At 63.0% G+C, this 12,877-nt stretch carries 13 protein-coding genes; 6 read left to right on the forward strand and 7 right to left on the reverse strand.

What is annotated here, in order from left to right:
* Positions 1-64: 64 nt before the first annotated feature.
* A complete protein-coding gene (locus ACQCSW_RS06320; RefSeq protein WP_426989990.1) occupies positions 65-1,207 on the forward strand; it encodes an ISAs1 family transposase in 1,143 nt (380 codons plus the stop codon).
* A gap of 157 nt (positions 1,208-1,364) precedes the next feature.
* Here ACQCSW_RS06320 and ACQCSW_RS06325 read toward each other — a convergent pair whose 3' ends face one another.
* From ACQCSW_RS06325 to istA, 4 genes are all read right to left on the reverse strand, one after another.
* Complete coding sequence (locus ACQCSW_RS06325; RefSeq protein ID WP_426989991.1) at positions 1,365-2,324, reverse strand: hypothetical protein; 960 nt, start codon at positions 2,322-2,324, stop codon at positions 1,365-1,367.
* Positions 2,321-2,845, reverse strand: a complete 525-nt coding sequence (locus tag ACQCSW_RS06330; protein WP_426989992.1) for an RNA polymerase sigma factor — start codon at positions 2,843-2,845, stop codon at positions 2,321-2,323. The genes ACQCSW_RS06325 and ACQCSW_RS06330 overlap by 4 nt, the downstream gene beginning before the upstream one ends.
* A 460-nt stretch (positions 2,846-3,305) precedes the next feature.
* A complete protein-coding gene (locus ACQCSW_RS06335) occupies positions 3,306-4,055 on the reverse strand; it encodes an ATP-binding protein (protein WP_160670425.1) in 750 nt (249 codons plus the stop codon).
* Complete coding sequence (gene istA / locus ACQCSW_RS06340) at positions 4,052-5,608, reverse strand: IS21 family transposase (RefSeq protein WP_426989993.1); 1,557 nt, start codon at positions 5,606-5,608, stop codon at positions 4,052-4,054. Before istA ends, ACQCSW_RS06335 begins: the two co-directional genes overlap by 4 nt.
* Positions 5,609-5,794: 186 nt before the next feature.
* Here istA and ACQCSW_RS06345 point away from each other — a divergent pair, with 186 nt between their 5' ends.
* Complete coding sequence (locus ACQCSW_RS06345) at positions 5,795-6,079, forward strand: SHOCT domain-containing protein (protein ID WP_426989994.1); 285 nt, start codon at positions 5,795-5,797, stop codon at positions 6,077-6,079.
* Between the two features lie 659 nt (positions 6,080-6,738).
* On the opposite strand, the gene ACQCSW_RS06350 is transcribed toward ACQCSW_RS06345, so the two are convergent.
* Entirely contained in the window at positions 6,739-7,425 is a 687-nt protein-coding gene (locus ACQCSW_RS06350) for a class I SAM-dependent methyltransferase (protein WP_426989995.1), read from the reverse strand.
* Positions 7,426-7,468: 43 nt separating this feature from the next.
* The gene (purU, locus tag ACQCSW_RS06355; RefSeq protein WP_426989996.1) at positions 7,469-8,329 is read right to left on the reverse strand and encodes a formyltetrahydrofolate deformylase; all 861 of its coding nucleotides are present in this window, start codon (positions 8,327-8,329) and stop codon (positions 7,469-7,471) included.
* Positions 8,330-8,586: 257 nt separating this feature from the next.
* On the opposite strand from purU, the gene glyA reads away from it, so the two are divergent.
* Together glyA and ACQCSW_RS06365 are read left to right on the forward strand one after the other, a co-directional pair.
* On the forward strand, positions 8,587-9,885 hold the full coding sequence (glyA, locus tag ACQCSW_RS06360; protein ID WP_426989997.1) for a serine hydroxymethyltransferase: 1,299 nt from the start codon (positions 8,587-8,589) through the stop codon (positions 9,883-9,885).
* Positions 9,886-9,888: 3 nt separating this feature from the next.
* The gene (locus tag ACQCSW_RS06365; RefSeq protein WP_426989998.1) at positions 9,889-10,788 is read left to right on the forward strand and encodes a bifunctional methylenetetrahydrofolate dehydrogenase/methenyltetrahydrofolate cyclohydrolase; all 900 of its coding nucleotides are present in this window, start codon (positions 9,889-9,891) and stop codon (positions 10,786-10,788) included.
* Between the two features lie 92 nt (positions 10,789-10,880).
* Here ACQCSW_RS06365 and ACQCSW_RS06370 read toward each other — a convergent pair whose 3' ends face one another.
* Positions 10,881-11,321 carry a CHRD domain-containing protein gene (locus ACQCSW_RS06370; protein ID WP_354249335.1) on the reverse strand — a complete coding sequence of 147 codons (441 nt, stop codon included), beginning with the start codon at positions 11,319-11,321 and terminating at the stop codon, positions 10,881-10,883.
* A 147-nt stretch (positions 11,322-11,468) separates the two neighbouring features.
* Between ACQCSW_RS06370 and ACQCSW_RS06375 the strand changes: the two genes are divergently transcribed.
* Both ACQCSW_RS06375 and ACQCSW_RS06380 read left to right on the forward strand, forming a co-directional pair.
* Entirely contained in the window at positions 11,469-12,032 is a 564-nt protein-coding gene (locus ACQCSW_RS06375) for a hypothetical protein (RefSeq protein WP_426989999.1), read from the forward strand.
* 10 nt (positions 12,033-12,042) lie between these two features.
* Positions 12,043-12,876, forward strand: a complete 834-nt coding sequence (locus ACQCSW_RS06380) for an exodeoxyribonuclease III (protein WP_426990000.1) — start codon at positions 12,043-12,045, stop codon at positions 12,874-12,876.
* Position 12,877: the final 1 nt, after the last annotated feature.

Here is a 12,877-nt window from a genome sequence, read left to right on the forward strand (position 1 = left end):
AAAAGGTGAGAACTCCTGTTAATCCAGATGGTGTCTAAGCCGCTGGATTGCCAGGAGTTCTCGCATGTCATCTTCTCACCTTGCTTTGTTCATTGACGAATTCGCTGTGGCAGGTGCGGTGGAGGTTGATCCTGGCAAGGTTCTTGCCGCGTTGTGCTCAATGCCGGATCCACGGAAGAGGCGCGGGGTCCGGCATCGTTTCGCGCACCTGCTGGTCATCATGGTGTGCTCAGTATTGGCGGGGGCAACGTCGTTGGTGGAGATGGCTGAGTGGGCCGCCGATACGGCAAGGGACCAGTTGGCTGCCTTGGGCATCGGCGCTCGGCACGCGACCACGTTGGGCCGGGTCCTTGAACGCCTGGATGCGGACATGTTGGACCGGTTGGCCGGGGCGTGGGCGCAGGCTGCCACGACGGTGACGGCCGTGGCCATTGACGGGAAGGAAGTCCGCGGCGCCAAGAACGGCGGCGGCACAAGGGTCCATTTGCTCTCCGGCATCGACCAGGCCACCGGAGCCGTCCTCGTGCAGCAGAACGTGTCCGAAAAACATAACGAGATCACCTACTTCAAGCCCCTCCTGGACGGCGTCAAGGAACTGACGGGGGTAACCGTTACGGCAGACGCTCTTCATACGCAGCGCGAACACGCCCACTACCTGCGCGGGCGAGGCGCCCATTACGTGCTCACCGTGAAGGCCAACCAACCCAAGCTCCACGACCAGCTGCGTTCACTGCCGTGGAACCGCGTCCGGTCAGGAAACAAGACCCTGGAAACCGCCAACGGACGCGAGATCGAACGCACCATAAAGTGCGTCAGCCTGGTCGGCGGGATCAACTTTCCCCATGCCGCCCAAGCCGGCCAGATCACCCGGAGATCCCGGCCGATAGGGACGCGCAAATGGTCCGTCGAGACCGTCTACGTCGTCACTTCACTCGAACCGGCGGCCGGAAAACCAGCCCACATCGGCGCCCTGGTACGTGGCCATTGGGCCATCGAAAACGGCCTCCACTGGCGCCGAGACGTGACGTATCGAGAGGACCTCAGCCAGATCCGAACGGGCAACGCGCCCCGCGTGATGGCATCCCTGCGCAACATCGCGATCAGCATCCTGCGGCTCCACGGCGAGCCCAACATCGCCAAGGCAACCCGAGGCGCACGCAACTACCCCAACCGAGCCCTACACCTCGCTGGCCTCACTACCAGCTGAACGACTTTGCAGACGCCCTGCCACGTCCGAGGCCTTGAACGACCTGCGCGGGATGATGGCAAGCGCGGGGCGCGTGTATTCATCGATGACGTTAATCCATCCAATGGAGTCATATCTCAACATTAACAGAACCGCCGCTAAGTAAACGTTATTGAGGTTAGGGGACGATACTCCCAAGGCTCTCCCATTCTTTGGTTTCGTTGTTCAGCACGGTCGTCTCGGCGCCGGATCCTCTTACTTCTCGGAAGCCATACTGGAACCCTTGGATGGAATATTCCTCGGCCGTTCCATCCTTGTACTGCTGGGGCAACAGGAGTGCGATGTAATCCTTCCCGACCGTAATTTCAGCATCCTCCGAATATATCTTTTTGACGTACTGACTTCCGGTTGGCTTCTGACCGCCGTTGAGGTGCGTGAACTTGTCCTGCTGCTGGGGATTGAGGCTCATCCAGTACTCATCGAAGGAGACGATTCCACCACCCTTGTTGTAAGTCAGCTGAGCGCCGGGCTTCACGTCTCCCTTGTATACCGTTTGGATGGTCATTTTTCCGATGGTCTGCGGGAAGGCGTATTGATTAAAGATGGGGCTGTAGGTGCGACCGCCGTCGATCGAGTCGATGTGCACGCGGGCTACGATGGGATATTTGTTGTATCCGTAATACGGGTCCTTCGCGTCCCAAAGAAAGTCGACGTCGGTCCCGGCGTGCTGAATTTGGTCACTTGGGATGTTGGCGTATGCATCATTAGAATTCGCTGTTGCAGCCTGTCCCACCTGCTGATTTGACTCGTGATCGAAAGGCTTGGGCATGCCGGAATAGCCGGGCAGAATGACGTCCGCTGCAACGATGCCGCCCACAAACAGCACGGCGGCGGCAGCGGCCAACACCACCCGTCGCCGAACAACAGGCAAGGGCCTGCGCCGAAGTTCCAGACGGACCACTGGAGCCTCGGACTTCTTCGATGAATCCAAACCAGGAGCGAGCGAGGCCTCCGTGGTGACGGAAGCGATAGATCTCGCCCGGCTCCGAGCCAGCTCAGATTCGGTGACGGCAGAAGCGGGGTCGATAGCGGCGAGTTCCCTGCCGAGGTCATCACAGACGTTATTTCCCGGGTTCATTTCTCTACGCCCTCTTTCTCGGCCTGTATTACATTGCTCAGTACCTTTCGTGCCCTATGAAGGCGCATACGGATCGCCGTCGCGCTGGTATCCAGGAGATCTGATATTTCTGATGATGAAAGACCATCCCAATAGCTCAGGAGCAGCACCTCCCTGTCACCAGGGGAGAGATGGCCTAAGGCTTCCAGCAGAGGTGTCTCCGGCGGTTCGGTCTCAGTGGTGTTTCGTTCCCGCCGGAGTATCCCCAAGAGGTTCGCGGCCCGTGCAAGGGACCGGTCATGGTTGCGGAGAACGTTTTTCGCTACACCGAACAAGACCATGACCGAAAGGCTGTCGTCCTGTGTCGACTTTTCCCACACGATCTTGAAGACTTCCGAACAAAGGTCTTCGGCGGTTGCAGGACCATCTGTTCTGCGGCGGAAGTAGCGGTAAATGCGGTCATGTGTGGCCGCATGCACTGCCAAAAACCTTTGCTCCCGGTTCAAATCCCCACGTTCCTTCCGGAGCGCCTGCACGCCCATGCCTATTAATGTCCGGCAGGACCCAAAGTGTAACGAGGTCTGGAAAGAAAAACAGAAAGATGTTCGTTCCCATGACCCTCCACGGGACGTGATCACCTCCTACCAATACCTGGCCGGTCAGTCTGGATGTTCCGGCGCGGTCGATTTCGAGGGCAATTCGTTCAAAAGCTACACCGCAAGTTACCCATATTTCTCCACCGTGTTGCATCTGACGGGATGTTCAATGAGCGTTCGCAGGGCTATTCTCGGCAAATGAACGAACATGCGGTTTCGACCGAGGCCGGCGGGTACATATTCGCGTTCAGCATCAGCCGGATGTCGCTTCGGATAGCTGGGTTCTGTGCAATTGAGTATTTGAAGCCCTGAGCGCCACCCATTCGTGCGGTTGAGCGCCGGGGGTCGTGCCAGAGAGCGCCAGCAGTCGCCTGGCTTGGCGCCGCTGACGCTCCCTGGCACAGGATTAGGCGCTCACGAGTGCTGCGTGTTCGCGCATGTTGTAGTTGCCGGTCTCGACCCAGATCGTGTTGTGGATGATCCGGTCCATGATCGCGTCCGCATGGACGCCGGAGCCGAGCCGCTGGTGCCAGTCCTTCTGCAAATACTGCGTGCAGAACACTGTTGAGGTCTCGCCGTAGCGGCGCTCCATCAGTTCCAGCAGCATGCCTCGCATCGGTTCCGTGGGTCGATCCAGGAGCCACTCGTCGATGACCAGCAGCGTGAATGCCGCATACTTTCGCAGGAATTTACCGGAACCGCCGGGCCTGTCTTGCGCGGCGACCCATTCTTCCTCGAGGTCCGGCATACGGACGTAATGTGCGCGGATTCTGTGCTCGCAGGCGCGTTTGGCGACCGCGCATCCCAGATACGACTTCCCCGACCCGGTGAACCCCTGCAAGACGACGTTCTGCTGCCTGCCCACGAACGAGCAGGTGCCCAGCTGGGTCAGCAGCTGCCGGTCAAGACCGCGCTCGTCGAGAAGATCGATGCGGCGCAAATCCGCGTTCGGATAACGCAGTCCTGCCCGCCGGATCAAGCCGGTCACCTTGGAATGCGTAAACGACGAATAGGCGTCATCGACGACCAGCCGGACACGATCCTCGAACGGCAAGCTGATACTCAGCCTCTCGTCCTGGGTATCGATGGCCTCCAGCAACTCGCCCGCGTTCATCTCGCGCAGCTTGCGTTTGGTCTCCGCATCCAGGCGGCTCATCGAGCCCCTCCGGCGTAGTAGGCGCCGCCCCGCACGTATCCGCCATCGTCTCCCTCCGGCTCATCAGGGACGATCCCGGTTTTGTCCTGCCCGGTATCCAGGATCGGCCGCAGGTGGGCGTAGCGGGGCGATCGTATCGGCCCCCGCAGCGCGAGCTGGCTGGCCGCTTCCACCCGGGCCGGGGAGAACCGGCGGGACAGGCGCAGCACCGCCAGCGCGGGGTCGTAGCCGGCCTCCTCGACCGGCACGGACTCGAAGATCTTGCTGATCACCGTCACGGTTGCCGGGCCCATCCGTAACGCCCATTCATCGATCCGGGCCCGGTCCCACGCCTGCCAGCTGCGACCCTCCGGAAGGTCCGCCTCGTTCGTCTGATGCTGGTTCGCCGTCGTCGCTGGCAGCAGCAGGTGGCTGGTGAGGCGCTCATCGCTGCGATAGATCTCCAGCATGGTCTCCGTGACACGAAGATCAACATTCGAGCCGATGTGGGCGAACGGCACGGAGTAAAAGTTCTTCGCCCAGACCACGTGGCCGTTGCGCCCAACTTTGCGCCCATAGGTCCAGTTGCTGATCTCGAACGCCACCGCCGGCAGCGGTTGCAACACCGGCTTCTCCTCGGCGGTGAACACGCTCAGCCGGGAGCCCTCCCGCTTCTGGAACGGCTGCCTGTTATAGGCATCGATCTGATCCCGAATCCGCCTCCGCAACTGCGCCAGGCTCGTGAACACCTCTTTCCTCAACCCGGCAATCACCCAGGTCGCGACGTGCGAGACAGTGTTTTCCACGCTCGCCTTGTCTTTCGGGTGCCTCACTCGGCCCGGTAGTACCGCCGCTGAATAATGCGCCGCCATCTCCCGATACGCGTCGTTGAGCACGACCTCCCCCTCGCGCGGATGAGAGATCACCCCGGTCTTGAGATTGTCGGGCACGAGCCGCGGGACCGTGCCGCCGAAGAACGCGAACATCTCCGCATGCGCGCGCAGCCACGAATCCTGCCGCATATCCAGGCAGGCCTCCACGAACGCATACCTGCTGAACGGCAGACACGCGACGAACAAATACACCTTCGAGACCTCTCCCGTTGCCGGATCGACCAGCTGCATCGTCGGCCCAGACCAGTCGACCTCGATGCTGCGGCCGGCCTTGTGTCCGACCCGGGACGAGGCGCCAGTGACCATCGCGTGATCGCCATAAAGCCTGCAGAACCGGTCATAACTCATCGCCGCTTGCCCCGCCCGACCGGATGCGTCGACATACTCCTGGTGCAGCAGCTTCAACGTCACCCCAACCCTGGCCAGCTCCCGGTGCACCTGGCCCCAGTCCGGCTGCATAAACACGCTCTCGCGCACCCCGCGGCCGGGAAATAGCGCCAGATAAACCTCACCATCAGACAAATCAGCAACGTCATCCCAGCCGAGCCCTGCCCGATCAGCAGCCTCGATCACCGCCTGAACGCTGTGCCGAGACATGCCCTGAGCAGACGAGATAGCCCTGCCCGATAGGCCTTGATTGCGAAACTGCAAAACCAGTTTCGCCTTGATCTTCCGTACCATTGCCGGTAATCCTTCCGCCACGTGTCCCTCACGTGGTGGAAGGAGCCTTACAGATGGCGCTCACACACACCGACACTGGCGCTCACCCACGCCATTCGGGATTCCGACCACGGCGCTCACCCGCACCACCTCTGGACCCCCTGAAAGCCAATATTCACAATTGTGGCCGGGGTAGTTATTACTGTCGTGGCAAACGCAACGGAGCGGTTCCGCGGCCCGTTGGGAATCGCGTTGGGCGTCCTCGCAATCACACTGCTAATCGCGTACGCCGTCAGCAGCTCATCACGGCGGCAGAAGCCGGAGCCAGCGCCGACCGCAGCCCGCGCCGGCGGGCATAAGGTAAGGGCTGGCAAGATGCGGGGCGAAAAGTCCTTGGCCGCAGAACTTGCCCTCCTTGCAGAGCTCCATACGAAGGGCGCGCTTTCTGATGAGGAATTCAGCGCCGCCAAGCGTCGCATCCTTGGAAGCTGATATTCCAAGCCTCATCAGCCTCGTCCCGATTGGGCAACCGTCAGCGGGCGGGTTCGTCTCCAGGGTTGTCGCTGCTCAGCTCGATTTCTTGGGTGGGCTTATCTGGAGTCGCGTGCTCCCGATCCACGGACGGCGGAGGCTCATCGAGTTTGCGCGCCATGTCCGGCTCACGGTCTAAGCGCAGCCAAACTCGCAGCGAGTCGTTCCTATAAAGGATGCTGCCTGGCGCCGGAGACTGACTTTGAATAACTGGGTTGTTGGGCCAAGCGATCCCGCTTATCGGGGGTCCGTCCGGATCGGGATTCGCCAAAGTCAGTCCAGCCAACATAGCGATTTCCCGAGCTGGGATGAATCGCTCCCCAACAACGTCGGGAACAATGACGAGCTCTGCGGCTCGCCGATCGTCGATTGCCTTTTCTGGCATAACTGCCTCCTATCAGTATTGTCTACGTCCGTCAGTCACTCAGCAACAAGCCAACAGAGGGAGCGACGGAGATTTGAAGCCGGCTGCCGTGTTTGGCCATCCCGTAAGACCGATCCGGTGAAGGGGCGCCCTGAGGCACGCCAATCACAACCGGAGTCTGCGGTTAAAGTGCCAGGCCAAACGTCGCTCAAGATGGCCCGAACTCGTCGGAATGCTACTTGGAGGTCCACCAGTACTACCCAGTTGGGGAGGCGGGGCTGCGGAGGATCAGGAACTGGTAGTGCTGCGTCCAGTTCCCCGCGCCCGGTCCAGACTCTGCGCCGGTGCCTTCCGGCCAGGTGACAAAGTCCTCGATGGCACCATACCGGCCAAAGACCTGGCTTACCGTCGCATCGCTGCGGCGGCTGAAGAACCGGCGGGGTTCGACGTCGTCCTCGGGGTTCAGGACCTCGTCATCCTCACCTGACCAAAGGCCGACGGCGATGGGCCCGCCGGGTGCCGTGACGCGCACCAGCTCGCGCAGGACGCTGTCGATATCAGTGGCGGGGATGTGCAGGAGCGTACTCATGGTCCAGACCGCCGGAAAGGTTCCGTCCGCGAAGGGCAGTTGCCGGGCGCTGGCCACGGAGACGTCGAGGCCCTTGGAGCGGGCGTGACGGACGTGCTCCTCGGAGAGGTCCACGCCGGTGTAATGGATGCCTGCCCGGACAAACTGCAGGCCATCGAGCCCCATGCCGGAGCCGATCTCCAGTATGTTGTGGCGGCTCTCGGCCTTAAGCAGCGCAATGAACCGCGCACGCTGTTCCACGCGCCTGAGAGCCAGCGGATGGTCCCAGCCGGACGCGGCGCGGCGGTTGTAGAACTCGGCGAGACGCTGCTCGCTGCCGTGTTCCTCCGCCCCGATCTCAAATGCCGCGCCCATGCAGGTCCCCTTCCGTGAGTTGAACTCGGTCAGTAAAAGGCCGTCAGTTAAAGACCACGGTGCGGTTGCCGTCCAGCAAAACACGGTGCTCTGCGTGCCACTGGACGGCCTGGGCCAGCGTGCGGCCTTCAACGTCGCGGCCCATCTGGACAAACTGCTCCGGCGTGCGCGCGTGGTCCACCCGGATCACTTCCTGTTCGATGATCGGGCCCTCGTCCAAGGCTGCGGTGACGTAGTGGGCAGTGGCACCGATCAGCTTCACGCCGCGGGCGTGGGCCTGGTGGTACGGCCGTGCGCCCTTGAAGGACGGCAGGAACGAGTGGTGGATGTTGATGGCCTTGCCGGTCAGCTCCGCGCAGAGGTCATCCGAAATGATCTGCATGTAGCGGGCCAGGACCGTCAGCTCGATGTCGTGCTCGGCCATGATGGCGCGGAGCTTGTCCTCGGCCTGGGCCTTGGTGTCCGGCGTGACGGGAATGTGGTGGAAAGGGATTCCGTAGAACTCGGCCAGCCCGGCGAGGTCATTGTGGTTGGAGACGATGGCGGGGATCTCGATGGGCAGGGTGCCGGAGCGCTGCTGGAACAGGATGTCGTTGAGGCAGTGCGCCGACGTGCTGGCCATCAGCAGGGTCCTCACCTTCTGGCCCACGGCGTTGAGGCTCCACTGCATTCCAAAGGCCTCGACCACCGGCTCAAGTGCAGCCTGAAGCTCAGCCTTGGCGGCCGTCGTCGTTGCTTCCACCCGCATAAAGAAGTTGCCCGTTGCGGGGCTGCCGTACTGCTGCGAGTCCAAAATATTACAGCCCGCCACCAGCAGTGCTCCGGCCACGGCGTGCACGATTCCGGGGCGGTCCGGGCAGGACAGGGTTACTACATACGCTTGGTTCAGCTGCTCGTCACTCACGCCTACCAGCCTACCCGCGCCGGCACGCCCGCGTTTGGTAGTCTGGTGGGGTTGCAACTGGCGTTGGGTGGCTAACCACCAGGGAGCGGCAATCACGAAGACCACGGATCGTACGCCTGGGCCGAGGGTCATGTCTTACCGGAGCTGCACCCTTTAGGATGCGGCTCACTTTCACGTCCTGTCATCAACGGGCGGTGATGTGCGCCAGCCGGTAGCCTGACCTTAGCAGTGCCCGTATCCCTAGCCAGGAGTTTTTCGTGACTACTACCGCCACCACAACAGCCGCAGTCAGCAACCAGTCGCTGGCCGAGCTCGATCCCGAAATCGCCGCAGTCCTCGACCAGGAACTTGGCCGCCAGCGCGGCACCCTGGAAATGATCGCGTCCGAAAACTTCGCCCCGCGCGCCGTGATGGAAGCCCAGGGCTCCGTCCTGACCAATAAGTACGCCGAGGGCTACCCTGGCCGCCGTTACTATGGCGGCTGCGAGTACGTGGACATCGCCGAGCAGCTGGCCATCGACCGTGTTAAGGAACTGTTCGGCGCCGAGTACGCCAACGTCCAGCCGCACTCCGGTGCGCAGGCCAACGCGGCGGCGCTGTCCGCCATGATCACCCCCGGTGACAAGATCCTGGGTCTGTCCCTCGCCCACGGCGGCCACCTGACCCACGGCATGAAGCTAAACTTCTCCGGCAAGCTCTACAAAGTTGCTGCCTACCAGGTGGAGCAGGACAACTTCCGCGTGGACATGGACAAGCTGCGCGAGCAGGCCATCGCCGAGAAGCCCCAGGTCATCATCGCCGGCTGGTCCGCCTACCCGCGGCACCTGGACTTCGCAGCTTTCCGCTCCATCGCCGATGAAGTGGGCGCGCTGCTCTGGACCGACATGGCACACTTCGCCGGACTCGTTGCAGTAGGCCTGCACCCGAGTCCGGTGCCGTACTCCGACGTCGTCACCTCCACCGTGCACAAGACCCTCGCCGGGCCGCGCTCCGGCGTGATCCTGGCCAAGCAGGAGTGGGCCAAGAAGATCAACTCCAACGTCTTCCCGGGCCAGCAGGGCGGACCGCTCATGCACGTGATCGCCGCCAAGGCCGTGGCCTTCAAGATCGCCGGCACCGATGAATTCAAGGAGCGCCAGGAGCGCGTCCTGGAAGGCGCCAAGATCATCGCCGACCGCCTCAACCAGGCCGACGTCGCCGACGCCGGCGTCTCCGTCCTCACCGGCGGCACCGACGTCCACCTGGTCCTGGTGGACCTGCGCAACTCCCAGCTGGACGGCCAGCAGGCCGAGGACCTCCTGCACTCAGTGGGCATCACCGTGAACCGCAACGCCGTGCCGTTCGACCCCCGCCCGCCGATGGTCACCTCCGGCCTGCGCATCGGCACCCCGGCACTGGCCACCCGCGGCTTCGGAGCCCAGGAATTCACCGAGGTGGCGGACATCATCGCCACCGCGCTGAAGTCCGGCTCCGCCACGGACGTGGACGCACTCCAGTCCCGCGTGGACAAGCTCGCCGCCGATTTCCCGCTGTACCCGCAGCACGAGCAGTGGTAATCCATGACCACTGAAACTGGAACAGCACAGATCCTCGACGGCAAGGCTACCGCCGCTGCCATCAAGGCCGAGCTGACCGAACGCGTGGCCGCACTCCGGGCCAAGGGCATCACCCCCGGGCTCGGCACCATCCTGGTGGGCTCCGATCCCGGCAGCACCTGGTACGTGGGCGGCAAGCACAAGGACTGCGCCGAGGTGGGCATCACGTCCATCCGCCGCGACCTGCCCGAGACCGCCACCCAGGACGAACTCCTGGCCGTGGTCCGCGAGCTGAACGAGAACCCGGAATGCACCGGCTACATCGTCCAGCTGCCGTTGCCGAAGCACATCAACCAGGACGTCATCCTGGAAGCCATGGACCCTGAGAAGGACGCCGACGGCCTGCACCCGATGAACCTGGGCCGCCTGGTGGCCAACGTCAGCGGACCCATGACGTCCCCGCTGCCCTGCACGCCCAAGGGCTGTGTGGAACTGCTGACCCGGCACGGGATTAACCTCAAGGGCAAGCGAGTCCTGGTGGTGGGCCGCGGCGTGACCATCGGCCGTCCCGTGGGCCTGCTGCTGACCCGCAAGGATGTCAATGCAACAGTCATCCTGGCGCACACGGGCACGGTGGACCTGGCCGCTGAACTCCGGCAGGCCGACGTCGTGATTGCCGCCGCCGGGCAGCCGCACATGATCAAGGCAGCGGACCTCAAGCCGGGCGCCATTGTGCTCGACGTCGGCGTGAGCCGCGTGGATGACGGCAACGGCAAGGCCGTGGTCACCGGAGACGTGGACCCCGCGGCAGCGGACGTCGCCGCGTGGATCTCGCCGAACCCGGGAGGTGTGGGTCCGATGACCCGCGCCATGCTGCTGGCCAACGTGGTGGAAACCGCCGAGCGCCAGGCAGGAATCGCCTAGTCCCACCGAAGTACCAGGAACGCCCGACGACGGCCCACACCTAGAGTGAAAGGTGCGGGCCGTCGTCGGGCTATTTACAGTGAAACCACAACCTACTTCAGCTGGCCGCGGACCTCCCCGGCAGGGAAGTCAGCGTTATGCACATTGACGTAATAGGCGCCTGGGTTGGCTTCAATGGCGGCCAGCACGGCCGAGGACGCCGTAGTGCAGGCATCAATCGTCCAGTCGGTGCCGCTGACCACTTGCAGCGCAACAACAACCGGGCCGGCCACGTTGCGTGCAGCGAGATGGATGTGGGCCGCCGTGGCAGGAGCGGACAGATTACGGGCCGTCAGCGTATAGCAGAGCTCGTCGTCGTCGATGGTGTAACTGAAGGATCCACCTGCCCCGGTGTGGACTGCTGCGGCTTCCTGGCCCGTGTTAAGCGGAATGGCGGGACTGCCGCCCGGTTTTGCCTCCGCAGGGGCGGTGATTCCCAAGAGGGAGACGATGGCCGTGGCCACCGCGGCTGTCCTGAACCCGTGACTTTTCATGATGTGTCCTCAGATAGAAGATGAATTTCCACCCCTAGCTCGATTCACGCTACGCCGCGGCCTGATCAGGCACAATGGCGTCCGGGCTCCTGTTCGCCGGGGGTGGAAGGGGCCACAGGGTGCCGCAGCGTTTGAGACAATGGACCCATGCGATCTCTGGGTACTCCTCAATCCACGTCCGGCCGGTCCAAGGGCGGCTTCTCCATGCTCCGGATCAGTGGCCCGGGAATGATGGTCTTTGTCATCGCCTTCCTCGTTGCCGTGATCTTTGCCGCCAACCAGAACGACGTCGTGGGCTGGGTTGTCGCCATCATCGCCGCCTTCTGGCTGGCCCTCGCAGCGTTCGTGGTGTTCAGCATCCAGAAGGCCGCCAAAAAAGCCGGCGCCAAGCTGGCCGAGGCCCAGAACGCCTTCAACAGCGCAGCCGGCCGCGCACCATCGTCGTCCTCGGCCGACCACGGCGGCACCCGGGTGGTGTACGAGCGGACTGAAGCTGACGAGGTCCGCGACCTCAAGCTGGACCACTCCTTCAAGATCGTCCAGGTCCAGGTGGGCGTGGTGGAGAAGGAGCGCGCCAAGGGGGAGACCGCGGACCAGGATACAATCCGCCGCGCGCTGGAGACCATCGAGATCACCGCCACGAACGCCCGCGACATGATCCGTGCCGGCGGCGGCACCGGGGACCCGGTCAGCGGAACCATCATCGACTAGAGTAGAGCGGGTGAGCTCGGCATTGAAGAAGGACCACCTTCGCATCGCATCAGTCAACGTTAACGGCCTCCGGGCTGCCTACAAGAACGGTATGGCGGCATGGCTGGAGCCCCGCGAGGTCGACATTCTCTGCCTCCAGGAAGTCAGGGCGCCTGACGCGATCGTGCGCCAGCTGCTCGGCGATGGCTGGCACATCCTGCACGCCGAAGCCGAGGCCAAAGGCCGCGCCGGCGTCGCCATTGCGTCCCGTGAAGAGCCGCTGGACACCCGCAACGGCATCGGTGATGACTACTTCGCCACCGCCGGCCGCTGGGTTGAGGCTGATTTCAGGGTGGCCGACGCCGGGGGAAACCCCGTGCAGCTGACCGTTGCCAGCGCCTACGTGCACTCCGGCGAGGTGGGAACCCCGAAACAGGTGGACAAGTACCGTTTCCTGGACGTCATGACCAGCAGGCTGCCCGAACTGACCAAGCACAGCGACCACGCACTCGTGGTGGGTGACCTGAACGTGGGCCACACGGAACTGGACATCAGGAACTGGAAGGGCAACGTCAAGAAGGCCGGCTTCCTGCCCGAGGAACGCGCCTACTTTGACCGCTTCTTCGGTGAGGAGATCGGCTGGAGGGACGTTCACCGGGGCCTGGCGGGCCGCATCGATGGCCCCTACACCTGGTGGTCGCAGCGTGGCCAGGCCTTCGACAACGACACGGGCTGGCGGATCGACTATCACATGGCCACTCCGGCACTGGCTGCTTCCGCGTTCTCCGCAGTGGTTGACCGGGCGCCGTCGTGGGACACCCGCTTCTCTGACCATGCCCCGCTGGTAGTGGACTACCGGCTCTAGT

It is taken from the genome of Pseudarthrobacter sp. Y6, assembly GCF_050156205.1.
Lineage (GTDB): Bacteria > Actinomycetota > Actinomycetes > Actinomycetales > Micrococcaceae > Arthrobacter.

Bases quoted from the DNA above. Each gene is read 5' to 3' on its own strand.
- ACQCSW_RS06350 (WP_426989995.1), bottom strand. From the start codon at position 7,425: ATGGGCGCGGCATTTGAGATCGGGGCGGAGGAACACGGCAGCGAGCAG.
- ACQCSW_RS06375 (WP_426989999.1), top strand. From the start codon at position 11,469: ATGCGATCTCTGGGTACTCCTCAATCCACGTCCGGCCGGTCCAAGGGC.
- ACQCSW_RS06335 (WP_160670425.1), bottom strand. From the start codon at position 4,055: ATGAGCCGCCTGGATGCGGAGACCAAACGCAAGCTGCGCGAGATGAAC.
- ACQCSW_RS06330 (WP_426989992.1), bottom strand. From the start codon at position 2,845: ATGGGCGTGCAGGCGCTCCGGAAGGAACGTGGGGATTTGAACCGGGAG.
- ACQCSW_RS06365 (WP_426989998.1), top strand. From the start codon at position 9,889: ATGACCACTGAAACTGGAACAGCACAGATCCTCGACGGCAAGGCTACC.
- istA (WP_426989993.1), bottom strand. From the start codon at position 5,608: ATGGTACGGAAGATCAAGGCGAAACTGGTTTTGCAGTTTCGCAATCAA.
- ACQCSW_RS06370 (WP_354249335.1), bottom strand. From the start codon at position 11,321: ATGAAAAGTCACGGGTTCAGGACAGCCGCGGTGGCCACGGCCATCGTC.
- ACQCSW_RS06320 (WP_426989990.1), top strand. From the start codon at position 65: ATGTCATCTTCTCACCTTGCTTTGTTCATTGACGAATTCGCTGTGGCA.
- ACQCSW_RS06325 (WP_426989991.1), bottom strand. From the start codon at position 2,324: ATGAACCCGGGAAATAACGTCTGTGATGACCTCGGCAGGGAACTCGCC.